The 26,954-nt window shown below is 69.2% G+C and carries 29 protein-coding genes and 1 tRNA gene; 22 read left to right on the plus strand and 8 right to left on the minus strand.

All coding sequences use genetic code 11. The features are described from left to right. The first annotated feature begins 49 nt into the window (after positions 1-49). The 3 genes from ABD197_RS06100 to ABD197_RS06110 all read left to right on the plus strand — a co-directional run bounded on the left by ABD197_RS06100 (position 50) and on the right by ABD197_RS06110 (position 2,826). Entirely contained in the window at positions 50-928 is an 879-nt protein-coding gene (locus tag ABD197_RS06100; RefSeq protein WP_344052639.1) for a sortase, read from the plus strand. 768 nt (positions 929-1,696) lie between these two features. Next, on the plus strand, positions 1,697-2,533 hold the full coding sequence (locus tag ABD197_RS06105) for a phosphate ABC transporter ATP-binding protein (protein ID WP_344055803.1): 837 nt from the start codon (positions 1,697-1,699) through the stop codon (positions 2,531-2,533). Between the two features lie 50 nt (positions 2,534-2,583). Next, on the plus strand, positions 2,584-2,826 hold the full coding sequence (locus ABD197_RS06110) for a three-helix bundle dimerization domain-containing protein (protein WP_344052641.1): 243 nt from the start codon (positions 2,584-2,586) through the stop codon (positions 2,824-2,826). A 24-nt stretch (positions 2,827-2,850) separates the two neighbouring features. Here ABD197_RS06110 and ABD197_RS06115 read toward each other — a convergent pair whose 3' ends face one another. Continuing rightward, the gene (locus ABD197_RS06115) at positions 2,851-3,063 is read right to left on the minus strand and encodes a three-helix bundle dimerization domain-containing protein (RefSeq protein WP_344052643.1); all 213 of its coding nucleotides are present in this window, start codon (positions 3,061-3,063) and stop codon (positions 2,851-2,853) included. A gap of 193 nt (positions 3,064-3,256) precedes the next feature. Here ABD197_RS06115 and ABD197_RS06120 point away from each other — a divergent pair, with 193 nt between their 5' ends. The 5 genes from ABD197_RS06120 (at position 3,257) to ABD197_RS06140 (ending at position 7,784) form a co-directional block, all read left to right on the plus strand. Continuing rightward, positions 3,257-3,412 carry a hypothetical protein gene (locus ABD197_RS06120; protein ID WP_344052645.1) on the plus strand — a complete coding sequence of 52 codons (156 nt, stop codon included), beginning with the start codon at positions 3,257-3,259 and terminating at the stop codon, positions 3,410-3,412. A 119-nt stretch (positions 3,413-3,531) separates the two neighbouring features. Beyond that, complete coding sequence (locus ABD197_RS06125) at positions 3,532-4,452, plus strand: hypothetical protein (protein WP_344052647.1); 921 nt, start codon at positions 3,532-3,534, stop codon at positions 4,450-4,452. Beyond that, entirely contained in the window at positions 4,449-5,663 is a 1,215-nt protein-coding gene (locus ABD197_RS06130) for a cytidylyltransferase domain-containing protein (protein WP_344052648.1), read from the plus strand. Before ABD197_RS06125 ends, ABD197_RS06130 begins: the two co-directional genes overlap by 4 nt. Next, positions 5,660-6,532, plus strand: coding sequence for an N-acetylneuraminate synthase family protein (locus ABD197_RS06135; protein ID WP_344052650.1), 873 nt, complete (start codon positions 5,660-5,662; stop codon positions 6,530-6,532). The genes ABD197_RS06130 and ABD197_RS06135 overlap by 4 nt, the downstream gene beginning before the upstream one ends. Before the next feature lie 7 nt (positions 6,533-6,539). Next, complete coding sequence (locus ABD197_RS06140) at positions 6,540-7,784, plus strand: DUF6716 putative glycosyltransferase (protein WP_344052652.1); 1,245 nt, start codon at positions 6,540-6,542, stop codon at positions 7,782-7,784. 35 nt (positions 7,785-7,819) lie between these two features. On the opposite strand, the gene ABD197_RS06145 is transcribed toward ABD197_RS06140, so the two are convergent. Next, positions 7,820-7,981: a hypothetical protein gene (locus tag ABD197_RS06145; RefSeq protein WP_344052654.1), complete on the minus strand. Its 162-nt coding sequence runs from the start codon at positions 7,979-7,981 to the stop codon at positions 7,820-7,822. A gap of 143 nt (positions 7,982-8,124) precedes the next feature. After that, a complete protein-coding gene (locus tag ABD197_RS06150) occupies positions 8,125-8,355 on the minus strand; it encodes a helix-turn-helix transcriptional regulator (protein ID WP_344052656.1) in 231 nt (76 codons plus the stop codon). A 147-nt stretch (positions 8,356-8,502) separates the two neighbouring features. Here ABD197_RS06150 and ABD197_RS06155 point away from each other — a divergent pair, with 147 nt between their 5' ends. The 3 genes from ABD197_RS06155 to ABD197_RS06165 are packed head-to-tail and all read left to right on the plus strand — an operon-like array spanning position 8,503 to position 10,193. Continuing rightward, on the plus strand, positions 8,503-9,060 hold the full coding sequence (locus tag ABD197_RS06155) for a hypothetical protein (RefSeq protein ID WP_344052659.1): 558 nt from the start codon (positions 8,503-8,505) through the stop codon (positions 9,058-9,060). 9 nt (positions 9,061-9,069) lie between these two features. After that, positions 9,070-9,288 carry an Arm DNA-binding domain-containing protein gene (locus ABD197_RS06160; RefSeq protein ID WP_344052661.1) on the plus strand — a complete coding sequence of 73 codons (219 nt, stop codon included), beginning with the start codon at positions 9,070-9,072 and terminating at the stop codon, positions 9,286-9,288. After that, positions 9,285-10,193, plus strand: a complete 909-nt coding sequence (locus tag ABD197_RS06165) for a tyrosine-type recombinase/integrase (protein WP_344052663.1) — start codon at positions 9,285-9,287, stop codon at positions 10,191-10,193. The genes ABD197_RS06160 and ABD197_RS06165 overlap by 4 nt, the downstream gene beginning before the upstream one ends. Positions 10,194-10,217: 24 nt before the next feature. Here ABD197_RS06165 and ABD197_RS06170 read toward each other — a convergent pair. Together ABD197_RS06170 and ABD197_RS06175 are read right to left on the minus strand one after the other, a co-directional pair. After that, positions 10,218-10,293, minus strand: a tRNA-Arg gene (locus ABD197_RS06170). Positions 10,294-10,317: 24 nt separating this feature from the next. Beyond that, complete coding sequence (locus tag ABD197_RS06175; protein ID WP_344055804.1) at positions 10,318-11,145, minus strand: SGNH/GDSL hydrolase family protein; 828 nt, start codon at positions 11,143-11,145, stop codon at positions 10,318-10,320. 73 nt (positions 11,146-11,218) lie between these two features. Between ABD197_RS06175 and ABD197_RS06180 the strand changes: the two genes are divergently transcribed. From ABD197_RS06180 to ABD197_RS06225, 10 genes are all read left to right on the plus strand, one after another. Next, positions 11,219-12,085 carry a transglutaminase-like domain-containing protein gene (locus tag ABD197_RS06180; protein WP_344052665.1) on the plus strand — a complete coding sequence of 289 codons (867 nt, stop codon included), beginning with the start codon at positions 11,219-11,221 and terminating at the stop codon, positions 12,083-12,085. 50 nt (positions 12,086-12,135) lie between these two features. Continuing rightward, entirely contained in the window at positions 12,136-13,800 is a 1,665-nt protein-coding gene (argS, locus tag ABD197_RS06185; protein WP_344052667.1) for an arginine--tRNA ligase, read from the plus strand. A 7-nt stretch (positions 13,801-13,807) separates the two neighbouring features. Continuing rightward, entirely contained in the window at positions 13,808-14,629 is an 822-nt protein-coding gene (locus tag ABD197_RS06190) for an LmeA family phospholipid-binding protein (protein ID WP_344052669.1), read from the plus strand. Between the two features lie 151 nt (positions 14,630-14,780). Next, the gene (lysA, locus tag ABD197_RS06195) at positions 14,781-16,217 is read left to right on the plus strand and encodes a diaminopimelate decarboxylase (protein ID WP_344052671.1); all 1,437 of its coding nucleotides are present in this window, start codon (positions 14,781-14,783) and stop codon (positions 16,215-16,217) included. Then, positions 16,214-17,542 (plus strand): homoserine dehydrogenase, encoded by a 1,329-nt coding sequence (locus ABD197_RS06200; protein ID WP_344052673.1) that lies wholly within the window; start codon positions 16,214-16,216, stop codon positions 17,540-17,542. Before lysA ends, ABD197_RS06200 begins: the two co-directional genes overlap by 4 nt. A gap of 2 nt (positions 17,543-17,544) precedes the next feature. Next, complete coding sequence (thrC, locus tag ABD197_RS06205) at positions 17,545-18,648, plus strand: threonine synthase (RefSeq protein WP_344052675.1); 1,104 nt, start codon at positions 17,545-17,547, stop codon at positions 18,646-18,648. Then, positions 18,645-19,607 (plus strand): homoserine kinase, encoded by a 963-nt coding sequence (gene thrB, locus ABD197_RS06210; RefSeq protein WP_425561002.1) that lies wholly within the window; start codon positions 18,645-18,647, stop codon positions 19,605-19,607. The genes thrC and thrB overlap by 4 nt, the downstream gene beginning before the upstream one ends. Before the next feature lie 158 nt (positions 19,608-19,765). Beyond that, a complete protein-coding gene (gene rho, locus ABD197_RS06215) occupies positions 19,766-21,838 on the plus strand; it encodes a transcription termination factor Rho (RefSeq protein ID WP_344052677.1) in 2,073 nt (690 codons plus the stop codon). Positions 21,839-21,858: 20 nt separating this feature from the next. Continuing rightward, positions 21,859-22,938: a peptide chain release factor 1 gene (gene prfA, locus ABD197_RS06220; RefSeq protein ID WP_344052679.1), complete on the plus strand. Its 1,080-nt coding sequence runs from the start codon at positions 21,859-21,861 to the stop codon at positions 22,936-22,938. A 90-nt stretch (positions 22,939-23,028) separates the two neighbouring features. Beyond that, entirely contained in the window at positions 23,029-23,430 is a 402-nt protein-coding gene (locus ABD197_RS06225; protein ID WP_344052681.1) for a hypothetical protein, read from the plus strand. Between the two features lie 6 nt (positions 23,431-23,436). Here the strand turns inward: ABD197_RS06225 and epsC are convergent, their stop codons facing one another. From epsC to cysK (ABD197_RS06240), 3 genes are read right to left on the minus strand one after another with little or no spacing between them, the layout of a single operon-like run. Next, positions 23,437-24,006, minus strand: a complete 570-nt coding sequence (gene epsC / locus ABD197_RS06230) for a serine O-acetyltransferase EpsC (RefSeq protein ID WP_344052683.1) — start codon at positions 24,004-24,006, stop codon at positions 23,437-23,439. Next, positions 24,003-24,956 (minus strand): cysteine synthase A, encoded by a 954-nt coding sequence (cysK, locus tag ABD197_RS06235; RefSeq protein WP_344052685.1) that lies wholly within the window; start codon positions 24,954-24,956, stop codon positions 24,003-24,005. The genes epsC and cysK (ABD197_RS06235) overlap by 4 nt, the downstream gene beginning before the upstream one ends. A 24-nt stretch (positions 24,957-24,980) precedes the next feature. Beyond that, positions 24,981-25,919, minus strand: coding sequence for a cysteine synthase A (cysK, locus tag ABD197_RS06240; protein WP_344052687.1), 939 nt, complete (start codon positions 25,917-25,919; stop codon positions 24,981-24,983). A 117-nt stretch (positions 25,920-26,036) separates the two neighbouring features. Here cysK (ABD197_RS06240) and prmC point away from each other — a divergent pair, with 117 nt between their 5' ends. Further along, positions 26,037-26,918, plus strand: a complete 882-nt coding sequence (gene prmC / locus ABD197_RS06245) for a peptide chain release factor N(5)-glutamine methyltransferase (protein ID WP_344052688.1) — start codon at positions 26,037-26,039, stop codon at positions 26,916-26,918. The last annotated feature ends 36 nt before the right edge of the window (positions 26,919-26,954 follow it).

Raw genomic sequence — 26,954 nt, forward strand, 5'->3', positions numbered from 1 at the left:
GCCACCCAAGCTCCCCAAGGGGCAGGGTCCTCCGCCGCGACCGAGACGGATGCCGCAACCGACGCGTCCGCTCGCACCGTTCACAGCGCGTGAGCAGGCGATTCGCGGCGCGCTGACCGTTCTGGCGGCGCTTCTCCTTGCTCTTTCGCTGAACGTCATGGTCGTGGGCCAGCTGCGGCATCTCGTCGCACAGCAGCAGCTGAGCGATATGTTCCTCGATCAGCTCGCGAAGGGAACCGCTCCCGTCAGCGAAGGCGACGTCGACGACGTGCTGCTGGCAGATGGAGCACCGGTGGGCATCATCGAGATCCCCCGGCTCGGCATCCGAGAGGTGATCGTCGAAGGCTCCGACTCCGGAACCACGCAGTTGGGCCCCGGCCACCGACGCGACACGAGCCTTCCCGGACAAGCCGGTGAGAGTGTGATCATCGGCCGCGCGGCCGGGTTCGGCGGGGCATTCGGGCGCATCCAGGAGCTCGCGCCGGGCGATCAGTTCACGATCGTGACAGGCCAGGGCGAGCACGAGTTCGAGGTCATCGGGCTCCGCTATGCGGGCGACCCGTCACCGCCCCGCTTGCGTGCCGGCGAGAGCCGGGTCATCCTGACGACCGCGCGGGGTATCCCGTACGCCCCATCGGGCATCGCCCGAGTCGATGCGCGGCTGGTGACGGAGACGCAGCCGGCGGGCCTCCGCCAGACCCGGCTCGCGACGCTGCCCGAAGCGGACAAGCCGATGATGGGCGACACGTCGATGGCGTGGGCACTCGTCTTCGCCCTGCAGTTCCTCGTGGCGGTCGAGATCGCCGCGGTGTGGTCGTACCGCAACGTCGGTGCCCGCCGCACGTGGATCGTCTTCGTGCCCCTCACGCTGTTCGCGGCGCTGTGGGTGACCGGGGAGATCGTCCGTCTGCTTCCCAATGTCCTCTGAACCCGACATCTCATCCCCGTAAAGGTCACCCCGATGGCATCCACTCCCTCGAAGTTCCTCGGCCTGTTCCCCCGCAGTGCGGCTCCCGAGCGTGCACCGGGTGACACCACATCGGACGGCGGCGCCGACGACGCCGCGCTCGCGCGCGACGCGCGGGCGGAGAGTGCCCGCGAGCGCGCAGCCCAGACGGCCGAGCATGCGCGTGCAGCCCAAGCCGCGGCGGAGAGGCTGCGCGCGGAAGCGGACGCGGAGGAGCAGGCGGCCAGGGACGCGGCGCTGGTCGCGGAGGAGGCCAAGCGCCTCGAGGCCGAGCGAGCGGCCGATGCGGTACACGCCGCGCAGGAAGCGGCACGTACGGCGGCGGAGGCAGCCGCGGAGGCGTCGCGCCAGGCAGCGGTGGCCGAGGCCGCTTCGGCCGCTGAGGCAGCTGCTCTCCGCGAGCGGATCCGGGCGGCGGCGGATGCGGAAGCGGCCGCAGCTGCAGCCGCTGAGGCGGCGCATCTGGCTGCCGCGGAGGCCGAGGCCGAAGCTGCTCGCGAGGCCGAAGCCGCCCGCCAAGCCGAGGCCGCCCGCGAAGCCGAGGCGGTCGCTGGCGAGGATGCCGCGACCCCTGGACCCGTCATCGAGTCCGACACCTCGGGCTCGGTCGGACCGGACGACATCACGGTCTTCGTTCCGCCGATCGGCGCCGAACCGTCGCGCGCCGAACCGTCGCGCGATCCCGGACAGACGCGCACCGCGTTTCTCGGGTTGGCCACGGCTGGATGGATGCGAGGTCACGGCGAGCGCGGAGCGCGCGATGCTGCGACGATACCGACCGTCGTGGGACCGTTGGCGACGCTGGAGGGCCGCAACATCACGGCGTGGTTCGGTGATCACCAAGTGCTTGATCGGGTTTCGCTCACGATGCACGCCGGCATCATCACCTCACTGATCGGGCCGTCAGGGTGCGGCAAGTCGACCTTCCTGCGCATCCTCAACCGTATGCACGAACTCGTCCCTTCTGCTTCTCTCGCCGGCGAGGTCCTGCTGGACGGTGTGGACATCTACGACCCGACGCGAAAGCTCGTGGATGCCCGCAAGGAGATCGGAATGGTCTTCCAGAAGCCCAACCCGTTCCCCGCTCAGTCGATCTACGACAACGTGATCGCCGGGCTCAAGCTCACCGGCACGCACGCGACGCGAGACGAGAAGGACGAACTCGTGGAGTCGTGCCTCACGAAGGCCGGTCTGTGGAAGGAAGTGAAGGATCGTCTGCGCGCACCCGGCGCGGGCTTGTCGGGAGGCCAGCAGCAGCGTCTGTGCATCGCTCGCTCCCTGGCTGTCCGGCCGCGCGTCCTCCTGATGGATGAGCCCTGCTCGGCGCTGGACCCGACGTCCACTCGCGTGATCGAAGAAACGATGCTCGAGCTCGCGCACGAGGTCACCATCGTGATCGTCACGCACAACATGCAGCAGGCGCAGAGAGTCTCGCAGCAGTGTGCATTCTTCCTGGCCTCGCAGGGCACCCCCGGCGCGATCGTGGAGCACGGCGACACGGACGCCATGTTCTCCGACCCGATCGACCCACGCACGTACGACTACGTCAACGGCGTCTTCGGGTGAGTTGAACTGACTCCCACCCCGACTTCGCGCACGCGGAGGAAAATGGGGGTATGAGCCACGTCAATCCGGAGAACGAGTTCGAGGAACTCGTCTATCTTGCGGAGCGGCTGTGCGCGCGATTCCCCGCACTCGATGAGCAAAGTGCCTTTCGCCTCATCGCCGACGAACTCGAGTCCTTCGACGGGGTGCCGTTGCGGGCCTACGTTCCCGTGCTGGTGGAGAACAACCTCATGCGGCGTCTCCGCGCCCAACGCACCGTCGCCCCAGATCGAGGTAACCTGCTCGCGTCCTGATTCGAGTTGCCCAGCGCGATCGGCTCAGGCAGCCGCATTCTCGTTCTTGAGACGCTTCTTCGCTTGTTTCTCGACCAGCACCTCGACGAAGTCGCGCACTTTCGCGTCGGCGAAGTCCGCGTACGTCTCTGTCACGACGCGGCGGATGGTCTCGGCGGGAGTGCTAGGAAACCGCTCGCTTAAGCGCTGGACGATATCGGTGATGGTCTGCGCGGCAGTCGGTGGTTCGTGTGTCATGCGGACTCCGAGGGAAAGGGGATGAGGTAAACGGTCGCTCTGCCGACCCATGAGCGCGACGCCGGTGGTCCGGGGGACGCGCGCTGAGGTGGGAGATCGAAAAGTCGAGCTCTCGTCGGAGGTCCGACACCGCCAGGAACTGTTCATCACTCGTCCATCGAACGTGCCACCGCCGCGGCGTACCGTCTGCGGCATGAGAGAGAACGCACCCGACCCGTACCTCGCCCAGACCGGCTTCGACGTGGATGCCGAGGGGGAGGAATTCGATGCTCCCGAGGATTTCGAGCTCGACCTTGACGAGGGCGACGACGAGTTGGAGATCGAGGAAGAGCGGGCGCGCGAGCACTGATCGACCGGTTCTCCGACTGTTCACCCATCCGTCCATCCGCTGACATTCCTCGGCGTGGGTGCGTTCACGGCAGCCGCGGATCGTGGGCACCTCGAACGCGAACACATTGCGGAGGCGTCATGAGTGAGACCCGCCGAGACTCACCTCCGATCGCGTGGGTGGAGTCTCCGCTGCAGCTCATCGGTGCTGCGGAATGGGCTTCGGCGCATGACACGAAGGTCCCGGTCGCCGGGCGCTTGACCACCCAGATGTCCGAGACGGCGGATGAGCTTGTCGCGCGCGGCGCGCCCTTCAGCGACACGGAGCCGTACCTCGGCATCCCGTGGAACCTGCTGGCACGCCATCGCCACTGGCTTGTCGGCGATGGGTTCTCGGGTCAGTTCCGGCTCGCGGTCGCCGTTCTGCGACCCCGACGCATCACCTTCCTCGACGACGGCGCCAATACCCTCGCGCTGGCGGATGCCTTGACCGGTCGGGGGGCGTTGTGCCGCCCCGGCGTCGCTGAGCGCGGGGTCGTGACCCGGCTGCGGCCGTTCGTGCTCGAGCAGGTGCTCGGGCGCGCGTACGCCGGCGGGGTGGACTTCTTCACGGCGTTCGAGTTCGGTTCGCGGCGCGCGGTGGAGATCGACGCGCTCGGCATCCGCGTCCGCCGCCACCGCTTCGCCTGGACGCGGCAGAGCGCGCGCCCGTTCACCGATGACACCGACGGCCGCATCGTCCTGGGCAGCGCCCGCCCCGCCGACGGAAGGATGCCGCTTCCGCAGTACCTGGACTGGGTCAGCGCTCAGGCGGCACGTGCGTCGGTGACCTACCTGCCCCACCGGCGCGAGACGGATGCTCAGCGCAATGCAGTATCTGCGATCGCCGGAGTGAAGGTCGTCGACCGCCGCATTCCCGCCGAACTGCTTCTGGCAGGCACGACTCGGCCGCTGGAGATCATGACCCTGGCATCGTCTGCGTCGACGACGCTCCCGTCGGTGTTGCGCGGGTCCGGCAGCGTGATCGTTCCCGCCGCCAGCGCGGATCAGGTGCACGCATGACATCGGTCGTCGCGGTCATCCCGGCGCGTGGCGGGTCCAAAGGGGTAACCCGCAAGAACCTCCGCAGGGTGGGGGGAGTGCCGCTGATCGCGCGAGCCGTCGCCGCGGCGCGGGCGACGGCGTCGATCGATCAAGTGATCGTCTCCACGGACGACGCCGAGATCGCTGCCGTCTCCGAAGAGTGGGGTGCGCGGGTGGTCCGGCGGCCGGCGCGGCTTTCGGGCGATACGGCGACGAGTGAGAGCGCCCTGCTGCACACGCTCGACGAGCTCGCGGAGGGGGGAGAGGCTCCCGAGGTCATCGTCTTCCTGCAGGCGACATCGCCCTTCATCGACCCGCACGACATCGACGTGGCCGTCGACCTCGTCCTCGCCAACGAGCACGACTGCGTGTTCTCGGCGATCGAAACCTACGGGTTCCTCTGGCAGGAGGACGCCGGAGTCGCACGCGGCGTCAACCACGACGAGCACGTGCGCCCGCGGCGCCAGGACCGGCAGCCGCACTACCTCGAGACCGGTGCGTTCTACGTGATGAATACCGCGGGCTACCGTGCGGCGGGGCACCGCTTCTTCGGTCGGATCGGCTTCGTCGAGGTCTCGGAAAGCACTGCGATCGAGATCGATAGCGAAGAGCAGCTCGCCCTCGCACAGGCCATCTCGCCCCTGGTCTCGCACGGTGCGAGCCTCATCGATGCCACGGCGGTGGTGACCGATTTCGACGGCGTCCACACCGACGACACGGTCGTGACGGATGCCGAGGGCAACGAGAGCGTCCGCGTCAGTCGGTCCGATGGCATGGGCATCGCGCGGCTCCGCCGAGCCGGGATCCCCGTCCTGATCCTCTCCAGTGAGACGAACCCCGTCGTTGCCGCCCGGGCGCGCAAGCTCCAAGTCGATGTGCGACAGGGCATTCACGACAAGGCGCGCGCGCTGCGGGAGTGGGCAGCCGCGCAGAACGTTCCGCTGTCGCGCGTGGCCTACATCGGCAACGACGTGAACGACCTGGGTTGCCTCGAGATCGTCGGCTTCCCGGTCGCCGTGCCAGAAGCCCACCCCCTCGTCCTGGCCGCGGCGCGCGTCGTCCTCCGACACACCGGTGGTCACGGCGCCGTGCGAGAGCTCGCCGATCGCGTGCTGGGGGAGCGCTCGGATCGCCCGAGCGATGAATCGATGCGAAGCGAAGATCCCACAGCGGAAAGGCTGCACTCATGACGGTCACCATCGGAACCCGGGTCATCGGCGGCGGCCGGCCCGCCTACGTCATCGGCGAGATCGGACTGAACCACAACGGTGACGTGGAGATCGCCAAGCGGCTCATCGACGTCGCGGCCGACGCCGGCGCGGATGCGGTGAAGTTCCAGAAGCGCACCCCGGAGATCTCGACGCCCGCGCACATGCGCGATGTGCTGCGGGAGACCCCATGGGGCACGATGACCTATCTCGACTACCGGTACCGCGTGGAGTTCACCCGGGAGCAGTACATCGAGATCACCGACTACGCCCTCCTGCGAGGTCTCGAGTGGTTCGCGTCGCCGTGGGATGTGCCCAGCGTCGCGTTCCTGGAGGATCTCGGCGTCTCCGCTCACAAGATCGCGTCCGCGTGCCTGACGGATCTTCCGCTCCTGGAGGCCGTGCGCGAGACCGGAAAGCCGGTGATCCTTTCGACCGGGATGTCGACGATCGCACAGATCGACGCCGCGATCGATGTGCTCGGGACCGATCGGCTCGTGCTCATGCACGCGACCTCGACCTACCCGATGGAACCCGACGAGGCGAACCTTCGCGTCATCCCGGCGCTGCGTGACCGCTACCCGGGGGTTCCGGTCGGCTACTCCGGGCATGAGCGCGGGCTGCAGATCTCCGTCGCAGCGGTCGCCCTGGGCGCCGTTGCCGTCGAACGTCACATCACCCTCGACCGGACGATGTGGGGATCCGATCACGCCGCATCGCTCGAACCGACGGGACTGACGCATCTCGTGCGTGACATCCGCATCATCGAGCAGGCGCTCGGCGACGGCGTGAAGCGGGTGTTCCCGAGCGAGCAGGCGCCGATGGCGAAGCTGCGCCGCATCCTGACGTGAGCATTCGGTGAGCCGTCCGCACCGCATCGTCGCGCTCGCGGACACCGATTCCTACGTCAAATGGGCAGCCGCGCTGCTGGGCAGCATGCCGGAGTCCTGGGATGTGGAATTGCTGATCGTCGAGACCCCGCTGGCGGTCAGCGCTGCTCAGCAGGAAGCAGCCCTCGCCGGAAGCGGGCTGCGAGCGGAGGATGTCCGGCGGGTCGAATACGGCGATCTGACACAGGTGCTGTCGGCGCGGGACGCCGATGCGGTGCTGGTCGCGGCTCGGGGCCCGGTCGTCCGTGTGCTGATCTCGCTCGTCGCGGAGCTCGATCCGCGGCCCGTCATCGTCTCGGGCCTTCCGGGGATATCGATCCCCGCGACCACCGCCGCGATGGTGCACCGGATGCAGTCCGACATGTTCGTCCTGCATTCCACGCGCGAGGTCCGCGAGTTCGCGCGACTGGCGCAACGCCGCGGGCTCACTCAACGGTTCGGGCTCGCGAGTCTGCCTTTCGCTTCTCCGACCGCAGTGCGCGGGGACGGAGGAAGCGACCTGGTCTTCGCGTCTCAGTCCATCGTCCCTCGTGGGCGCGTTGACCGGGTCCGCGTGGCGCGCCTTCTCATCGCGGCTGCTCGTGCGCATCCGGAACGGCGTGTCATCGTCAAGGAGCGCGCGGCGGCCGGCGAGCATCAGACGCACGCGCAGAAGTACTCCTACCCGGACTTGCTGCGAGGGCTGGGGCCGTTGCCGGCCAACCTGGTGGTCTCGACGGAGCCGATGGGGCGGGTGCTCGCCTCGGCGGAGGGACTGGTCACCGTCAGCTCGACCGCGGCGATCGAGGCGGTTGCGCGAGGGATCCCCGTGATCGCGCTGGACACCTTCGGCGTGGACGACGCGTTGATCAACCCGGTCTTCGTCGGAAGCGGGCTGTTCGGGTCGGAAGAGTCTGTCGTGCGACGACAGTTCCGGTTTCCGGATCAGGGATGGCTCGCCGACAATTATTTCCACGACCCGACAGTCGACGACTGGGTGGAGCGCCTGGACGGGCTTGTCGGTCGCCGTCGTCGCGGGGCGCTTCCGCCAAAGGCCGGCCGCCGTCGTCGCGGGGGTCGCGTGCGCGACGTCTGGGAGCGCAAGCTGGCACTCGGCCATAAGGACCGCACTCCCGCGGGTTACGCAGTCTTCGCGATCGTCGCGCCCATGCGCGTTGTGCTGCGTCCGCTGCTACGGCCGTACTACCGCCGCAAGCTCAGGCCGAGTGGGTGACGGCGATCGTGTCCGCCGGCCCGCACCGACGGCGATCAGACGCGGTCGCTCCGAACGATGCTCGCCAGCTCGTCCAGGGCGGCATGGAGGTTCGCCAGTGCAGCGACGATCTCGGGATTCAGTTGCTGACGCTGCAATGACTCGATCTGATGACGCGCGGCGTCCAGATGCGAGTTGACCTTCTTGATACTGGCCATGCACATCTCCGTCGGGAAGAGTTTCGTTGCGGAGAATAGCGGACTCGGGTAAACGGCATCCGACGCACGGGCCGCTGGCGACCGTGCTTCTCCTAGGTGGTGCCCCAGTCGGCGTTCATCCCGAGGCGCCGTGTCCTTCACCTTCACGTCCGCGCGGCGGCGTCTGCGACCTCGGATGCAGCCACCCAGGCCTCCACGTCGTCGAGCGCGTAGACGACCTTGCGGCCGAGCTTGTAGTACTTCGGGCCTTTGTGCTCGTAGCGCCACATCGCGAGCGTGTTCCGGGTGACGCCGGGGAGGAGTGCGGCGACCTCGTCCGGAGCGAGGAATCGATGACTGAGTTGAGCTGCACCGGTGGGGGACGGGTTCGTCATGATCGACTCCTTCTGCGTATCATAAATTCGATTTCACATAAGTAAACGGCTAAGCAATGAAGTTCGTCAATGCCTAGCTGCGAAATAGCGCCGCGCAAAGGCAAGATGGTGTTCGTGGTGACGGTGATGACGGTCGAGGACACTCCGATGACACTGGACGCGATGACGGAGCGGATCGGCGACTCGCTCCGTATCGCCCCGGCGTTCGTCGCGTCAATGGTCAACACGGAGGTCGGGGTCGAGACCACCCTCGAGGCGCGCTATCGACGTGACAAGGGTCGGTTCGTCGTTTTCACGGTCGTCAATCGGGCCATTGATGACGAGTTCGACCCGGAGGCATTGCGGAGGGCGACGGCGTCGCCGATCCTCCGCGCGGCGATCCCGCAGTGCATGGCCATCGATCTGGAGCGCCAGTTCAGCGATTCGCAGTGGGTGACGGTGAGCGATCTTGCCCAAAGAGAGGGGCGGCTGCTTCCCGACTTCGTCACGCGCGAGGCGGTGAAACGCGGCGCGAAGCAGGCGCGGATGGAGGCGATCCAGATCGTCTACGGCGTGAACGCCCTCGCTGGGCTCGCGCCCGTGAAGGCCGTCCAGGAGGAGTTCGGAGTCCCGCACCGCACTGCCTCTGACTGGATCGCAACCGCGCGCAAAGGCGGGTGGCTCGAGGGGATGACCTACGCCGTGGGCCGGCAGGCAGAGAGCTGAGCCGAGCCGATGGGAAGCGTCTATTCCTACGAGACCGCGAGTGGAGCGCGGCGCTACCGCATCGCGTATCGACGCCCCGACCACTCGCAGACCTCGGAGCGAGGCTTCAAGACAAAACGGGACGCCGAGCTGCGGCTCGCCGAGCTTGAGCTGTCGAAGTCGCGAGGTGACTACGTCAACCCCACGCAGGCGCGGGTCACCGTGGCTGCGTGGGGCGGCCGTGGATGACGCAGCGGGAGGGTGTGCTGAAGCCGTCATCGTTGCGGCCCCTGCAGTCCGCTTGGAAGAAGCACGTCGAGCCGCAGTGGGGGAGCCGAGCGATCGGCGGCATCCGGCATTCCGAAGTGCAGTCGTGGGTGTCGAGCATCGCGGGCGGACCCACCACCGTCCGCCGAGCGCACGGGATCCTGGCGGGCATACTGGACGTTGCCGTCAGCGACCGGCGAATCAGCCGGAATGTCGCACGCGAGGTGAAGCTGCCCACGAAAGCGCGATCCGCCGCGCGACACTATCTGACCCACGCACAGGTGCAGCTGCTCGTCGACAAGGCGCGGCACCCCACCCTCGTCCTCTTCCTGGCCTACACGGGGCTGCGCTGGGGAGAGGCGACCGCGCTCCGCGTACGACACGTGGATCCCTCGCGCCGCCGTGTCCAGGTCGAGGAGAATGCCGTGCTCGTCTCCCACCAGGTGCATGTCGGCTCGCCCAAGACCCACCGATCGCGATCCGTGCCGTACCCCGAGTTCCTCTCCGCGCAGCTGCAGGAGGCCACGACCGGCAAGGCGCCGGACGAGTTGCTGTTCGGGGACGGTCACCGGCACGTGAAGCTGCCGGCATCGCGCAACGGGTGGTTCACGAAGGCGGTGCGCGCCGCCCAGGTGGAGGACCCGACATTCCCTCGCATCACACCGCACGACCTGCGCCACACGGCCGCCTCGCTCGCCGTGAGCGAGGGAGCGCACGTGAAATCGGTGCAGCGAATGCTGGGGCACGCCTCAGCGGCGATGACGCTGGACGTTTACGCGGATCTGTTCGACGACGATCTGGATGCCGTTGCCGCGGCGCTCGATCGCGCCAAGCGCGAATCGGATGTTGTCAAAATGTTGTCAGATGCAAAAGATCGCGAGTCCTGAAGACCCGCGATCCCTTGTGTTTACTGGTGCCCCCGACAGGAATCGAACCTGCGACCTTTGGTACCGGAAACCAACGCTCTATCCCCTGAGCTACGGAGGCGCACCGATCGAGGTTATCACCGGGTCAAGGTGTCGACGGACCCTCGTGTGGAGCATCGGCGATCACCGGCGCCTCGTCGCCCATCGCCGCGATCGCCTCCGCGAGGCGCGTCGCGAGGTACGCGTGCCCGGCGGTCGAGGGATGGTAGCGCCCGATCGTCGTGTCGATCACCTCGGTGTAGTTCTCCGTCGTGATCCACTCCTCCGCGATCGGCGAGACGTACCACCAGCCCCGCTCTGCGGCGAGGGCCGCCAGGTCTGCGTCGATGCGGGCGGTCGCCTCCTCGACGGGCAGGACCTGCGGCGCCGGCCCCATGATGACGACGGATGCCGCCGGATAGAGCGCGGCGAGGGCATCCCACGCGGCGCTCACCGCTTCGCGATAGCCCTCTGCGGGCAGGCGCCGGTCGTTGATCGACCCTTCCACGATGATGAGGTCGGGATCGAGCCCCGGATCCAGAGCGGCGATGCGCTCGCCGTAGGTGCCGCCGTCCAGACCCGGCTTGAGGTACCCGCTGCCGCGCACACCGTCGACCGTGCTCTGCCAGTCCAGGCGTTCGCCGAGCACGTACGCATAGCCGAGCGTGGGGAGCGACGCGGCGGAGCCGTACGTCCACGAGTCGCCGAAGATCAGCACGCGCGGCTGATCGGGGAGAGCGAGCGGGCGGGGGGCGATGACGCCGGATGTCGACTCCTCGGCCGTCGCCGTGACGGGGGCCGCGGCATCCGTCCAGGGGTGCAGCGCAGCGAGCAGGCACACCGCCGCGACGGCGGCCGCCACCAGTGCGACCGCGGCGAATCCGCGCCGTCGACGCACGGGAGTCCCGTGGGTTCGCGGAGGGGTGGCGGGCATGCTCACGGTCCGAGGGTAAGCGAACTTTCATCCTCCGCCGAACGCACCCGATCCGGCGTGCGAGGATACTTCGGTGCAACGCGTCGTGACCGCCGAACTGGACCTCGAACTGGGGTCGTCCGTCGACCTGATCTTCCAGGTGGCGGCCGCGCAGCATGTGCCGATCGTGAGCGAGGAATTGACGTTCACGCAGGGCGAGCGCGTGTACACCCCGACCGAGATCGTCGACCAGTCCGGAAGCCGCCTGCACCGCCTCACCGGCGAGGCGGGGCGACTCGAGGTGCGCTACGAGGCGACCGTCGACGGGCAGGCCGCGACGAGCCGCACGAGCGACCTCGAGGCGATCACCTACCTGCGTCCGAGCCGGTACTGCCAGTCCGACGAGGTGTTCGGTCAGGCGCGGCGGCAGTTCCGGGGGCTGCAGGGACACGATCTCATCGCGGCGGTGTCCGATTTCGTCTCGGCGAGCACGACCTACACGCCGGGACTCAGCCAGGGCACCGACAGCGCGGTGACGACCCTCATGACGGGGCAGGGCGTCTGCCGCGACTACGCGCACGTCGTCATCTCGCTGCTGCGGGCGATGGACATGCCCGCGCGCTACGCCGCCTGCTACGCGCCGGGACTCCAGCCGATGGACTTTCACGCCGTGGCCGAGGCGTACCACGACGGCGCCTGGTACGTGATCGACGCGACCCGGCTCGCGAACCGACGCTCGCTCGTGCGCATCGCGACCGGCCGGGATGCCGCGGACTGCGCCTTCTTGAGCTACCACGGCGGCCACGTCGGCCTCTCGCACATGCGCGTGGATGCGTGGGTGATGCCGGACGCCGTCTCATCGGAAGGGCTCGAGGGCGAGGGGCGCGCACCCTCGGCGGATGAGGAACTCTCGGAGGACCCGTCGCTCGATGACTTCACCTCTCTGATCCAGCTCGCCTGACAGCGCGACGGCAGGGGCGCCCAGGCCCGCGTACGTAGACTGGTGCGGTTATGAACCCCGAAGAACTCGCCGCCGCCTTGCTTGCCGTCGTCACGCCGATCGCGGAGGCGCGACGAGAGGGTTCGACGGACGGCCTCACCGCGGCTGATCTGACCGTGGAGCGCCCGAAGAACCGCGACCACGGGGACTGGTCCTCCAATGTCGCGCTCAAGCTCGCGAAGACCGTGGGCGCGAACCCGCGCGAGCTCGCCACGGAGATCGCCGCCGGACTGGAGGCCACGCCCGGGATCGCGAGTGTCGAGGTCGCGGGGCCCGGCTTCATCAACGTCCGTCTGGATGCCGCCGCCGCAGGTGCCCTGGCGAAGACGATCGTCGACGCCGGTGCCGCCTTCGGCACGGGGACCGCGCGCGCGGGCGAGATCATCAACCTCGAGTTCGTCTCGGCGAACCCGACCGGCCCGATCCACCTCGGCGGAACCCGCTGGGCTGCGGTCGGCGACTCCCTCGCCCGGATCTTCACCTCGCAGGGCGCCCAGGTGACGCGTGAGTACTACTTCAACGACCACGGCGCGCAGATCGACCGGTTCGCCCGGAGCCTGGTCGCGGCGCACGAGGGCCTGCCCACGCCGGAGGACGGCTACGGCGGCGGGTACATCCTGGACATCGCCAAACGCGTCGCCCTCGCGTACGACGGCGACATCGACGAGCTCGAACCGGCGGCCAAGCAGGAGGCCTTCCGCGAGATCGGCGTCTCGTTCATGTTCGAGGAGATCAAGGCGAGCCTGCACGAGTTCGGCGTGGACTTCGACGTCTACTTCCATGAGAACGACCTGCACGAGTCAGGGGCCGTGGACCGGGCGATAGCGCGACTGCGGGACCTGGGGCACATCTTCGAATCCGAGGGTGCAACCTGGCTGCGCAGCACCGACTTCGGTGACGACCGAGACCGTGTCATCATCCGTTCCAACGGGACGCCGGCCTACATCTCGGGAGACCTCGCGTACTACCTGAACAAGCGCGAGCGCGGCTTCAACCGCTGCATCATCATGCTCGGCGCCGACCACCACGGCTACGTACAGCGGATGATGGCGATGGCAGCAGCCTTCGGGGACGAGCCGGGCGTGAACCTCCAGATCCTGATCGGGCAGATGGTCAACCTCGTCAAGGACGGTCAGCCGCTGAGGATGTCCAAGCGCGCGGGCACGGTGGTGACGCTCGAAGACCTCGTCGAGGTCGTGGGGAAGGATGCCGCCCGCTACGCGCTCGTGCGCAGCTCGACCGATTCGAACCTCGACGTCGATCTGGACGTGCTGCAGAAGCGCACGAACGACAACCCCGTCTTCTATGTGCAGTACGCGCACGCGCGCACGCACAACGTGGGGCGCAACGCCGCGGCGTCCGGAGTGGACCGCTCCGCGTTCGCACCCGAGCTGCTCGCGCACGAGACGGAGTCCGCTCTGCTCGGCGCCCTGCAGGAGTTCCCGCGGATCGTCGCGTTCGCGGCCGAGGTGCGCGAGCCGCACCGGGTCGCACGCTACCTGGAGGAACTCGCCGGCCTGTACCACCGGTGGTATGACAACTGCCGCGTGATCCCGCTCGGCGACGAGCCGATCGAAGACCTGCACCGCACCCGGCTGTGGCTCAACGACGCGACAGGACAGGTGCTGCGCAACGGCCTGACCCTCCTCGGCGTCGACGCGCCCGAGAGAATGTAGGACCGCGATGACCTCCGGCGACGCCCAGCCGACCCTGCCGCTGCCCCGCAACGCACCGGCCCCGACGGCCCCGCGTCGTCGGCGCCGGGCGTGGCCGTGGATCGTCGCTCTCATCGTCGTGGCAGGCCTCGCCGTCGGGGCCTGGTTCGCCGGTGAGGCGATCGCCCGGAACGTCGTGACCAACACGATCCGCGAGCTGGTCATCACGCAGCTCTCCCTGCCTGCCGACCACAAGATCGACGTCGAGGTCGCCGGCGCCGTCCTGCCGCAGCTGATCGTGGGCACTCTGCAGGATGTGACGATCTCGTCGGAGGACGTGCAGCTGCAGGCGTTCGCGGGCGACGTGACCGTGCGCGCCCAGGACATCGCGATCCGCGGCGGTGCCGGTACGGGATCGGCATCCGCCACCGTGGTCCTGGACGAGGAGCAACTGCGGGGCCTGATGTCCACCGTCGAGAACTTCCCGGTGGACTCGCTCGGACTCGCCGAGCCGAATGTGACCTTCTCGAGCGCCCTCAGCCTGTTCGGACTGACCCTGCCGGTCGGCGTCGCGCTGACGCCGAGCGCCGTGGACGGGGACATCGTGCTGAGTCCCACGTCGCTGCAGCTCGCGGGCAGCGACATCTCGGCGGCGGCGCTGAAAGAGCAGTTCGGCGGCCTCGCCGACACGGTCCTCCGCGACTGGACGGTGTGCATCGCGAAGAACGTCCCGGCGGGGGTCACTCTGTCGTCGATCGCCGTGACGGGGGAGCAGGTGACGGCCGACCTCGTGATCGACCCCGCGATCGTCACGGATCCCGCGCTGCAGGAGAACGGGACCTGTCCCTGACCGCCGGAGCGCAGTCCGAGCGCGGCATACGGCGTGCTCTAGACTTCAGGGACCGCCCGGCGCGTGAATGCACCGCTGCCGCGGCATCCCGCTCGACCGAGCACCGCCCGCAACAGTCGCGCTGAAGCCTCCTTCCCACGATTGGTCCGAGTTGTCCGCCTCCACCACGCTCGCCCCGGAGTGGCTCCTGCCGCCCGCTGACGCGAACGCGCTCGCCGAGTCGGTGTGGCCGGCATCCGCACAACGTGACGAGCACGGCGTGCTGTCGATCGCGGGTGTGCCCGTTTCGCAGCTGCAGCGCGACTTCGGCACCCCGCTGTACATCGTGGACGAGGGCGAGGTCCGTGCGAACGCCCGCCGGACTCTGGCGGCGTTCCGGGCGGCAGCCGAGCCGCACGGCGTGCAGGCGCGCGTGTACTACGCAGGCAAGGCCTTCCTGTGCGCCGAGGTCGTCCGCTGGGTCACCGAGGAAGGCCTGGCCGTCGACGTCTGCACCGGCGGTGAGCTGGCGGTCGCTCTCGCGGCGGGGGCGGATCCGGCCCGTCTCGGCTTCCACGGAAACAACAAGAGCGTGGACGAGATCGAGAATGCGGTCGGGGTCGGCATCGGCTCGATCGTGATCGACAGCTGGGCGGAGCTGGATCGCCTGACCGGCATCGTGCAGCGCGGGACGGCGACGCAGGCCGTGCTGGTCCGCGTCAACAGCGGCGTCCACGCCGAGACCCACGATTTCCTCGCGACGGCGCACGAGGATCAGAAGTTCGGCTTCACCCTCGACGAGGCGCCGGGGGTCGTCGCCCGCATCCGCGCCACGGCCGGACTCGACTTCGTCGGCCTGCACTGCCACATCGGTTCGCAGATCTTCGGCACGAGCGGTTTCGAGGAGTCCGCGGCGCGCATCGTCGCCCTCCACGCGCAGCTCAGCGCCGGGGGAGAGATCCCGGTGCTCAACCTCGGCGGCGGCTTCGGCATCGCCTACACCTCGGTGGATGACCCGACGCCGATCGAATCCCTCGCGTCCGGAATCGTCGACGCCGTCGCGCGCGAATGCGCCCGGCACGGGATCCCGATGCCGAACCTCGCGTTCGAGCCGGGCCGGGCGATCGTCGGTCGCGCGGGCGTGACGCTGTACGAGGTGGGCACGACCAAGGCGGTCGACGTCGACGGCGGCGCACAACGGCTCTACGTGAGCGTGGACGGCGGAATGAGCGACAACGCCCGCCCGGCTCTGTACGGCGCGGATTTCTCGGCGCGCATCGCCTCCCGGCGCAGCGACGACGAGCCCGTCCTCGTCCGCGTCGTGGGGAAGCACTGCGAGTCCGGTGACATCGTCGTCGATGCGGAGTACCTCCCTGGTGACATCACCCCGGGCGATCTGCTCGCCGTGCCCGCGACCGGCGCCTACTGCTTCTCGCTCGCGAGCACATACAACTACGTGCCGCGACCGCCGGTGATCGCGGTGCGCGACGGCGCGGCGCGCACGATCGTGCGCGGCATCACCGTGCGTGATCTGCTGTCCTTCGACGCGGGATTGGATGCCGCTCCCGCGCAGCCCGGATCAGACCAGACGAATGAGGGAGCCGGATGATCGACTACCGCCGACTGAGGGTCGCGCTGCTGGGCGCGGGGTCCGTGGGCTCGCAGGTGGCCGCCCTCCTGCTCAAGCACGGGGACGAGCTGGCCGACCGCGCCGGTGCTGCGCTTGAGCTCATCGGGATCGCCGTCCGCGACCTCGATGCGCCGCGTGAGACGGACCTGCCCAAGGAGCTGTTCACGACGGACGCGGAGTCGCTCATCGTCGGCGCCGACATCGTGATCGAGCTCATGGGCGGCATCGAGCCCGCCAAGACCTACCTCTTGCAGGCGATCAACTCCGGGGCGGACGTCGTCACGGCCAATAAGGCCGTGCTCGCCACGCACGGACCCGAGATCTTCGACGCGGCCGACCAGGTCGGCGCGCAGGTCTATTACGAAGCGGCCGCGGCCGGTGCGATCCCGATCATCCGACCGTTGCGCGACTCGCTGGCCGGAGACCGCGTGCAGCGGATCATGGGGATCGTCAACGGCACGACGAACTACATCCTCGACCGGATGGACACCGAAGGCGCCGAGTTCGCCGACGTCCTCGCACAGGCTCAGGCCCTCGGGTACGCCGAAGCGGACCCCACCGCGGACGTGGAAGGCTACGACGCCGCGCAGAAGGCCGCGATCCTGGCGAGCCTCGCCTTCCACACCACGGTGCCGCTCGAGGCGGTGCACCGCGAAGGCATCACCACGATCGACAAGACCGCGATCGAGGCCGCGCGTCACGCCGGCTACGTCATCAAGCTCCTCGCGGTGTGCGAGCGGCTGGAGAACGAGACCCAGGCGTCGGCCAGCGGTGAGGCGATCTCGGTGCGCGTGTACCCGGCGCTCATCCACCGCGACCATCCTCTCGCGAGCGTGCACGGCGCGAACAACGCCGTGTTCGTCGAGGCGGAGGCCGCCGGGAACCTGATGTTCTACGGTGCCGGCGCCGGCGGCGTCCAGACCGCGTCGGCCGTCCTCGGCGACGTCGTCTCGGCCGCACGTCGCCACATCGCCGGCGGCGTCGGCGTGGGGGAGTCCACCCGCGCGAACCTGCCGATCGTCGAGATCGGACGCGTCACGACGCGCTACCACATCACCCTCGAGGTCGACGATCAGCCCGGTGTCCTCGCGACGGTCGCCGGCATCCTCAGCGAGGGACGCGTGTCCATCGCGACGGTCGAGCAGACCGTGATCGATCATCCCGAATCGGGCGTGCCGGTCGCGCGCCTGGTCATCGGAACCCACAGAGCCCGTGAGCAGGATCTCAGCGACACCGTGGATCGACTCGCCGCCAGCGGCGTCGTCGAGCGGGTCGTGTCCGTCCTGCGCGTAGAAGGAGATTGACCATGGCCCATGTCTGGCGCGGAGTCCTGCGCGAATACGCCGACCGGCTCGGTGTGACCGACGCCTCCACCGTCATCACGCTCGGCGAGGGCGGCACGCCGCTGCTGCCCGCACCCGCGCTGTCCCACCGCACCGGGACGGACGTCTGGGTCAAGTTCGAGGGCATGAACCCGACCGGATCATTCAAGGACCGCGGCATGACCGTCGCCGTCTCGCGCGCGATCGAGCACGGCGCGAAGGCCGTCATCTGCGCCTCGACCGGCAACACGTCGGCATCCGCCGCCGCGTACGCCGCCCACGCGGGCATCACCGCGGCCGTCCTGGTGCCGGAGGGCAAGATCGCGATGGGCAAGCTCAGCCAGGCCGTCGCGCACAACGGCCAGCTCATCCAGATCCGCGGGAACTTCGACGACTGCCTCGAGATCGCGCGCGAGCTGGCCGATCACTACCCCGTCCACCTGGTGAACTCGGTCAACCCCGACCGCATCGACGGTCAGAAGACCGCCGCCTACGAGGTCGTCGAGCAGCTCGGCGACGCCCCCGACTTCCACTTCATCCCGGTGGGCAATGCCGGCAACTACACCGCGTACACGCGCGGCTACCGCGAAGAGGCGGAGGCCGGCGTCTCCACCCGCGTTCCGCGCATGTTCGGGTTCCAGGCCGAGGGCAGCGCGCCGCTCGTCCGCGGCGAGATCGTCCGCAACCCCGAGACGGTCGCTAGCGCGATCCGGATCGGCAACCCCGCTTCGTGGGACCTCGCGCTGCAGGCGCGCGACGCGACCGACGGGTACTTCGGCGCGATCGACGACGAGCGGATCCTCGCCGCCCAGAAGCTCCTCTCCGGCGAGGTGGGGATCTTCGTCGAGCCGGCATCGGCGATCAGCGTCGCGGGTCTGCTCGACCGGGTCGAGGCCGGTGTCGTGCCGCAGGGCGCGCGCGTGGTGCTGACGGTCACGGGCCACGGCCTGAAGGACCCGCAGTGGGCCCTCCGCAACGCGGACGGCACGCAGGTCGAGCCCACCGTCGTCGACGCGACCACCTCCGATGTCGCCTCCGTCCTGGGCCTGCGTCCGAGCGAGCCCGTCCCGACGGGGACGAACGCGTGACCGCATCCGCCTCGCGTCAGGCGGAAGTGCCTGTCGAGGGGCGCACCGTCGCGGTGCGGGTTCCGGCGACCAGCGCGAATCTCGGTCCGGGTTTCGACACCTTGGGACTCGCGCTGAGCATCTACGACGAACTGATCGTGACCACGCTCCCCGAGGGTGAGCTCGAGGTGCTCGTCGAGGGGCAGGGCGCCGACGACGTGCCGCGCGATGCGTCGCATCTCGTGGTGCGGACGATCGCGTACGCGTTCGATGCGGTCGGGCGGCGGATGCCGGGCCTGCGGCTGCAGGCACGCAACGTCATCCCGCACGGGCGGGGGCTCGGCTCCTCGGGGGCCGCTGTCGTCTCCGGGCTGCTCGCGGCCAAGGGCCTTCTCGCGGGGGATGTCGAACTCGGTCCGGATGCGCTGCTGCGCATGGCGACCGAGCTCGAGGGGCACCCGGACAACGTCGCACCGGCCCTTTTCGGCGGGCTCACGATCGCCTGGGTGGACGAGTCCGGCCCGCAGCACAAGAAGCTCCTGGTGCACCGCGGGGTCTCCCCGTTGGTGTTCGTCCCCGAGCACACGATGTCCACGAGTGTGGCGCGCAGTCTCCAGCCGCTGCAGGTGCCCCGCGAGGACGCCGTGTTCAACGTGTCGCGCTCCGCACTGCTCATCGCCGCGCTGACGCAGAGTCCCGAGCTCATGCTCGCGGCCACCGAGGACAAGCTGCACCAGAACTACCGTGCGCAGGCCATGCCCGAGACCGACCGGCTCGTGCGGATGCTGCGCGCCGCAGGCTTCGCCGCCGTCGTCTCCGGCGCGGGACCGAGCGTGCTCGTGCTCGCCGACGGACCCGGACAGCGGCTGGAGGCGGCAGCCGCTGCGGCCGCCGCCACGGGCTCGTCATGGGACGCCCAATTACTGGCCGTCGACTTCAAGGGTGGTACAGTGAGGGACATAACGGAGGGTTCCACGTAGCTACGTGAATCTGGCCTCCATTCGCAATCTGCGAACCCCTGCACGACCCCCTGCCTTCACCATTCATCCAGTCTGCTGAAGTGCGGCGCGGGTGCACGGCCGTTGTGGCGGACGTTTCGCGCAGTCACAATCATCCACACGTTTACGAGGGAGAACTCGTGGAGTCCATCTCCGAGATCCAGAACAACGACGCCCCCGAGCAGGAGCGCACCGACGCGCCCGAAGGCGCCGACACCACCACCGAGGACGCGGCCGCGCAGACCCCGGCCGTGACCGAGGACGACGCACCCGCGGCGGATGCCGTCGCCGACGCGTCCGCTCCGGCCGAGGAGCCTGCCGCGCCCGCTCCGGCTGAGGAGCCCGCCACCGCTGACGACTCCGCGCCCGCGGACGCTCAGGCTGCGGAGGCCGCCCCGGCCGAGGAGCCCGCCGCAGCTGAGGAGTCCGCGCCCGCCGATGCTCCGGCCGACTCGCCGGTGGACGCCACGCCCGCCGCCGATGAGGCGCCGGTCGAGCCCGCGCCGGTCAAGGCGCCGCGCAAGCGCGCCCCGCGCCGCGCCAAGAGCGCCGACGTCGCCGCCCAGCCCGCGCCGGACGCAGCCGCCACGACCGAGGAACCGGCATCCGACGCCTCCTCCGCGGAGGCGGCCACCGACACCTCGAACACCGCCGACGCCGCGGATTCGACCGACGCCGGTGACACCGCGAATGCCGAGGCTGCGGCATCCGACGCCTCTGCGACGAAGGATTCCGACGCCGCCGCCGATGCGCCCGCCGCCGACGGCGAGAACCGGGAGAACAGCGACAGTGGCGAGAACGGCGAGGAGACCCCGTCTCGCGGTCGCAGCCGCAGCCGCAACCGCAACCGCAACCGCAACGCGCAGGATCGGCAGAACGGCCAGAACCAGGGCGGCCAGAACGCGCAGAACGCGCAGGCACCCGCCCCGGCGGCGGACGCCGACGACGACGCAGGGCAGAACGGCCGGGGCCGCCAGCGCAACAAGCGCCGCGGACAGGGCGCCGGTGACGAGTTCGACACCGAGATCGGCGAGGACGACGTCCTCATCCCGATCGCCGGCATCCTCGACGTGCTCGACAACTACGCGTTCGTCCGCACCACCGGCTACCTGCCGGGCACGAGCGACGTCTACGTCTCGCTCGGACAGGTCAAGAAGTACAACCTCCGCAAGGGAGACGCGGTCGTCGGCGCGATCAAGCAGCCGCGCGAGGGCGAGCAGTCGGGCCGTCAGAAGTACAACGCGCTCGTCAAGGTCGATTCCGTCAACGGTCTCTCCGTGGACGACGCCGCGGAGCGTGTCGAGTTCGGCAAGCTCACGCCGCTGTACCCGCAGGAGCGCCTGCGCCTGGAGACCGCGCCCGAGAAGCTCACGCAGCGCATCATCGACCTGGTCGCCCCGATCGGCAAGGGACAGCGCGGCCTGATCGTCGCGCCGCCCAAGGCCGGCAAGACGATCGTGCTGCAGCAGATCGCGAACGCGATCGCGACGAACAATCCCGAGGTCCACCTCATGGTCGTCCTGGTCGACGAGCGTCCCGAAGAGGTGACGGACATGCAGCGAACGGTCAAGGGCGAGGTCATCGCCTCGACCTTCGACCGCCCGGCCGAAGACCACACGACCGTCGCAGAGCTCGCGATCGAGCGCGCGAAGCGCCTCGTCGAGCTCGGTCGCGATGTGGTCGTCCTCCTCGACTCGATCACGCGCCTGGGCCGGGCCTACAACATCTCGGCGCCGACGTCCGGACGCGTGCTGTCCGGCGGTGTGGACGCCTCGGCGCTGTACCCGCCGAAGCGCTTCTTCGGCGCTGCGCGCAACATCGAGAACGGCGGATCGCTCACGATCCTCGCCACGGCCCTCGTGGAGACCGGGTCGAAGATGGACGACGTGATCTTCGAGGAGTTCAAGGGCACCGGCAACAGCGAACTGCGCCTCTCGCGCCAGCTGGCCGACAAGCGCATCTTCCCGGCGGTCGACGTCAACGCGTCCTCCACGCGCCGCGAAGAGATGCTGCTCTCGCCCGACGAGGTCAAGATCACCTGGAAGCTGCGTCGTGCGCTCGCGGGCCTGGACCCGCAGCAGGCTCTCGAGGTCGTCCTCGGCAAGCTCAAGGAAACCCAGTCCAACGTCGAGTTCCTGGTGCAGATGCAGAAGTCGATCCCGACGCCGACCGGCGGCGGCCACAGCCACGGGCACGAGAACAGCATCCGCTGATCTAGCCGTTCGGAGCATTCATGTTCGAATCGGTGAAGACCCTCATCGAGGAGCACAAGGCCGTTCAGGAGGAGCTCTCCGATCCGGCCGTGCACGCCGATGCGGCGCGCGCGAAGCGCGTCAACCGGCGCTACGCCGAGCTGTCGCGCATCGTGGCCGCCTACGACACATGGATGGCGGCATCCGATGATCTGGATGCCGCACGCGAACTCGCCCGTGAGGATGCGGCGTTCGCTGAGGAGGTCCCCGCGCTGGAGGCGCGGCTCGCCGAGACGCAGGAGAAGCTGCGGCGCCTGCTGATCCCGCGGGATCCCGACGACGCGCGCGACGTGATCATGGAGATCAAGGGCGGTGAAGGCGGCGCCGAGAGCGCCCTCTTCGCGGCCGATCTGCTGCGCATGTACCTGCAGTACGCCGCATCGCGCGGATGGAAGACCGAGCTGCTCGAGCGCAACGAATCCGACCTCGGCGGATACAAGGACGTCCAGGTCGCGATCAAGGGGTCATCGACCGATCCGGCGCAGGGCGTGTGGGCGTCGCTGAAGTACGAAGGCGGCGTGCACCGCGTGCAGCGCGTCCCGGCGACGGAGTCCCAGGGGCGCATCCACACCTCCACGACCGGCGTCCTGGTCTTCCCCGAGGTGGATGAGCCGGACGAGGTCGAGATCAACCCGAACGACCTGAAGATCGACGTGTTCCGCTCGTCCGGTCCGGGCGGCCAGTCGGTGAACACGACCGACTCGGCCGTGCGCATCACGCACCTGCCGACCGGCATCGTGGTGTCGATGCAGAACGAGAAATCGCAGCTGCAGAACCGGGAGGCGGGAATGCGTGTGCTCCGCGCCCGTATCCTCGCGAAGCAGCAGGAGGAGATCGACGCCGCGGCATCGGATGCCCGCAAGTCGCAGATCCGCGGCATGGACCGCTCCGAACGCATCCGGACGTACAACTTCCCCGAGAACCGCATCGCCGATCACCGCACCGGCTACAAGGCGTACAACCTCGATCAGGTGATGGACGGCGCGCTGCAGCCGATCATCGACTCGTGCATCGCGGCCGACGAGGAGGAGCGCCTCGCTTCCCTCGGCGCCGATTCCTGATCCGGCATCCGCTCCCGCTCATCTCGACGCGGTGCCCGCGCGGGCGCGTGCGGCGAGGTGGGGCGGATGCCGGGCCGATAGGCTCCGAGGGTGATCACGTTCCTCATCCGCGCCGCGATCTTCGTGTTCTCGGCGGCCCTCGGCCTGATCGTCGCCGATCTGATTCTGCCCGGCTTCCACATCGACTGGTCGGACTGGTGGGGATTCGTCCTGGCCGTGCTGATCTTCGCCGTGATCCAGAGCGTGCTCGCCCCGTGGGTGTTCAAGATCACGCGCCGCCATGCCCCGGCGCTGCTCGGCGGCATCGGCATCATCTCGACGTTCGTCGCGATCCTCGTCGTCGTGCTGATCCCGAACGCCGGGATCGGCATCTCCGACCCGCTCGCGTGGGTCTTGGCGCCCGTGATCGTCTGGATCATCACGGCGCTCGCGACGTGGCTGCTGCCGCTCGTGTTCCTGAAGAAGCAGGTCGCGCAGCGCCGGGCGGACTGATCCGGCTCAGATGCTGTACTCGGGCACCGTCAGGATCGCCCGGGTGTCCAGGCCCTCGCGCTTGACGCGCGGCTTCGCGGGAACACCGACCAGGATGCTGTCCGCGGGTGCATCGCGCGTCACCACGGCGTTCGCGCCGATCACCGAGCCCGCCCCGATCGTGATGGGTCCGAGCACTTTCGCGCCCGCCCCGACGGCCACGCCGTCGCCGATCGTGGGGTGCCGCTTGCCGCCCTCGCGCTGACGGCCGCCGAGGGTGACCCCGTGGTAGAGCATGACGTCGTCGCCGATCTCGGCGGTCTCGCCGATCACGACGCCCATGCCGTGGTCGATGAAGAAGCGCCGGCCGATCGTGGCACCGGGGTGGATCTCGATGCCGGTGAGCCAGCGGGTGAGCTGCGAACCCAGCCGCGCCACGAAGCGCAGGCGGCGGACCCAGAGGGCGTGCCACAGCCGGTACGCCCAGACGGCGTGGAGACCGGGATACAGCAGCGCGATCTCGAGGCTTCCCCGTGCGGCGGGGTCCCGCAGCTTCGCGGCGGCGAGGTCCTCGCGCACGCGCGCCCACGCGCTCATGCCGTGACCGCCTCGTCCTCGCGGAGGTGCTCGTACAGCGCCGTCGACAGGTAGCGCTCACCGGCATCCGGCACGATCACGACGATGCGCTTGCCTGCGGCTTCGGGCCGCGCGGCGATCTGCAGGCCCGCCCACACGGCGGCACCGGCCGACATCCCGGCGAGGATGCCTTCGCGCGTCGCGAGCTCGCGGGCCACCCGGATCGCATCGTCGAACTCGACGTCGAAGATCTCGTCCACGACCGAGCGATCCAGGACCGCGGGGACGAAGTTCGGCCCGATGCCCTGGATCCGGTGACCGCCGGCGCGGCCCTCCGTGAGCACGGGGGAGTCTTTCGGCTCGACCAGGGCGACGCGCACATCGGGATTGCGCTGCTTGAGCACGCTGCCGACGCCGGTGATCGTCCCGCCCGTGCCCGAGCCGGCGACGAAGTAATCCACCCGTCCGTCGGTGTCGCGCCAGATCTCCTCCGCAGTCGTGCGGCGGTGGATCTCGGCGTTCGCGGGACTGTCGAACTGGTGGGCGAGGATCGCCCCAGGCGTCTCGGCCGCGATGCGCTCCGCGGTCGCGACGGCCTCGGTCATCCCCAGGTGGGGGTTCGTGAGGACGAGCTCGGCGCCGTAAGCCTTGAGCAGGGTTCGGCGTTCCTTCGACATCGACGCGGGCATCGTGAGGATCACGCGGTAGCCGCGCGCGGCGCCGGTCAGCGCGAGGGCGATGCCGGTGTTGCCGCTCGTGGACTCCACGATCGTGCCGCCGGGCTGCAGCTGCCCTGAGGCCTCCGCCGCGTCGATCAGCGCGATGCCGAGACGGCACTTCACGCTCGCACCGGGGTTGTAGAACTCGAGCTTGACCAGGACCTCGGCCGCGAGGCCCGCGGTGAGCGCGTTGAGCCGGACGAGCGGGGTGTCGCCGAACGCGGACGTGATGTCCGAATGGATGCCGGGCACGGGGTGCCTTTCTCGCGGAAGCGCTCAGTCCTCGCGGAGGTGTTCGTACAGCGCCGTGGAGAGGTAGCGCTCCCCGAACGACGGCACGATCACGACGATGTTCTTGCCCTCGGCCTCGGGGCGCGCGGCGATCTGCAGCGCTGCCCAGATCGCCGCGCCGGAGGAGATGCCGACGAGGATGCCGTCCTTCGTCCCGACGGCGCGGGCGGTGTCGATCGCGTCGGAGAACTCGACGTCGACGACTTCGTCGATGACGCTCTGATCGAGGATCGCCGGGACGAAGTTGGGGCCGATGCCCTGGATCTTGTGGGGTCCGGGCGTTCCCTTCGTCAGCAGCGGAGAGTCGGCGGGCTCCACGGCGATCACCTTCGCGCCGGGTACGCGTTCCTTGAGCACCTGACCGACACCCGTGATCGTGCCGCCCGTCCCGATGCCGGCGACGAAGTAGTCGACCGCGCCGTCGGTGTCCCGGATGATCTCCTCCGCGGTGGTCTTGCGATGGATCGCGGGGTTCGCCTCGTTCTCGAACTGGCGGGCGAGGACGGCGCCGGGGATCTCGGCGACGAGCTCCTCGGCCTTCGCGACGGCGCCCTTCATGCCTCCGGCGGGATCGGTCAGCACGAGCTCGGCGCCGTACGCCTTCAGCAGCAGACGACGCTCGACCGACATCGAGGACGGCATCGCCAGGACGACGCGGTAACCGCGCGCGGCGCCCACCATCGCGAGGGCGATGCCGGTGTTGCCGCTCGTGGCCTCCACGATCGTGCCGCCGGGCTGAAGCAGGCCGGAGGCCTCGGCGGCATCGACGATCGCGATGCCGAGGCGGTCCTTCACGCTCGAGGCCGGGTTGTAGAACTCGAGCTTGGCGAGGATGTTGCCGCCCAGACCCTCTGCGACGCGGTTGAGGCGGACGAGCGGAGTGTCGCCGAAGGCGGAGGTGATGTCGGAGTGGATACCGGGCATGTCGGAGCCTTTCGAGGGGTCAGCGGGTGCGGGTCAAGCCTAAAGGAGCGTGCACGCCCCGGACCTTGTGTGACGACCGCGGGTGCCCGCGCCGGTGAGCCGTAGGCTGGGGTCGCCATGTCTGCGATCCCCCCCGATTCCGTGCCGCTCGGTGATGCCCTCCGGCGCGCCGCCGCGCGCCTGGGCGCCGCGGGCGTGAACGATGCGCAGGTGGATGCCGAACTCCTCGCCGCGCACGTGCGGGGCACCGGGCGGGGCGCGATTCAGGCAGCTGCCGTGCGCGGAGACGCCCTGACGGCCGAGGAGGCCGCGGGCCTGGAGGACCTGGTCGCGCGGCGGGCGACGCGCGTTCCCCTGCAGCACCTCACCGGCAGCGCTCCGTTCCGTCATCTCGAACTGCGGGTGGGGCCGGGGGTCTTCGTGCCGCGACCCGAGACCGAGATGGTCGCCCAGCTCGCGATCGATGCGCTGTCGGCGGCGGCGTCCCCGTCGCCGATCGCGGTGGACCTCGGCACGGGCAGCGGGGCGATCGCGCTCTCGATGGCCACCGAGGTCCCGCACGCCCAGGTCTTCGCGGCGGAGAACTCCGTCGATGCTTTCGTGTGGACCACCGAGAACTTCGCCCATGTCGCCGCGCAGAACGCTCGGCTCGCCTTCATCGACCTCGAGCGCGCCTTCCCCGAACTCGACGGTCGCGTCTCCGTCGTCGCCTCCAACCCGCCTTATGTCCCCGACGAGGCGATCCCGCGTGATCCGGAGGTCAGGTTCTTCGATCCCCCCGAGGCGCTGTACGGCGGCCCGGACGGCCTGGACGTCGTCCGCGTCCTCAGCCGCACGGGACTGCGCCTGGCCCACCCCGGGGGGACGATCGTCATCGAGCACGGAGAATGGCAGGGGGCCGCCGTCCGCGACCTCCTCACCGCGGACGGCTGGCGCGCGGCATCCACTCACCCCGACCTGACGATGCGGGACCGCGCGACGACGGCCGTGCGCCCCTGACTGCCCAGGCGTCCCGGTGTCGCCGGTTAGACTGAC

The organism is Microbacterium lacus, assembly GCF_039531105.1.
GTDB lineage: Bacteria > Actinomycetota > Actinomycetes > Actinomycetales > Microbacteriaceae > Microbacterium > Microbacterium lacus.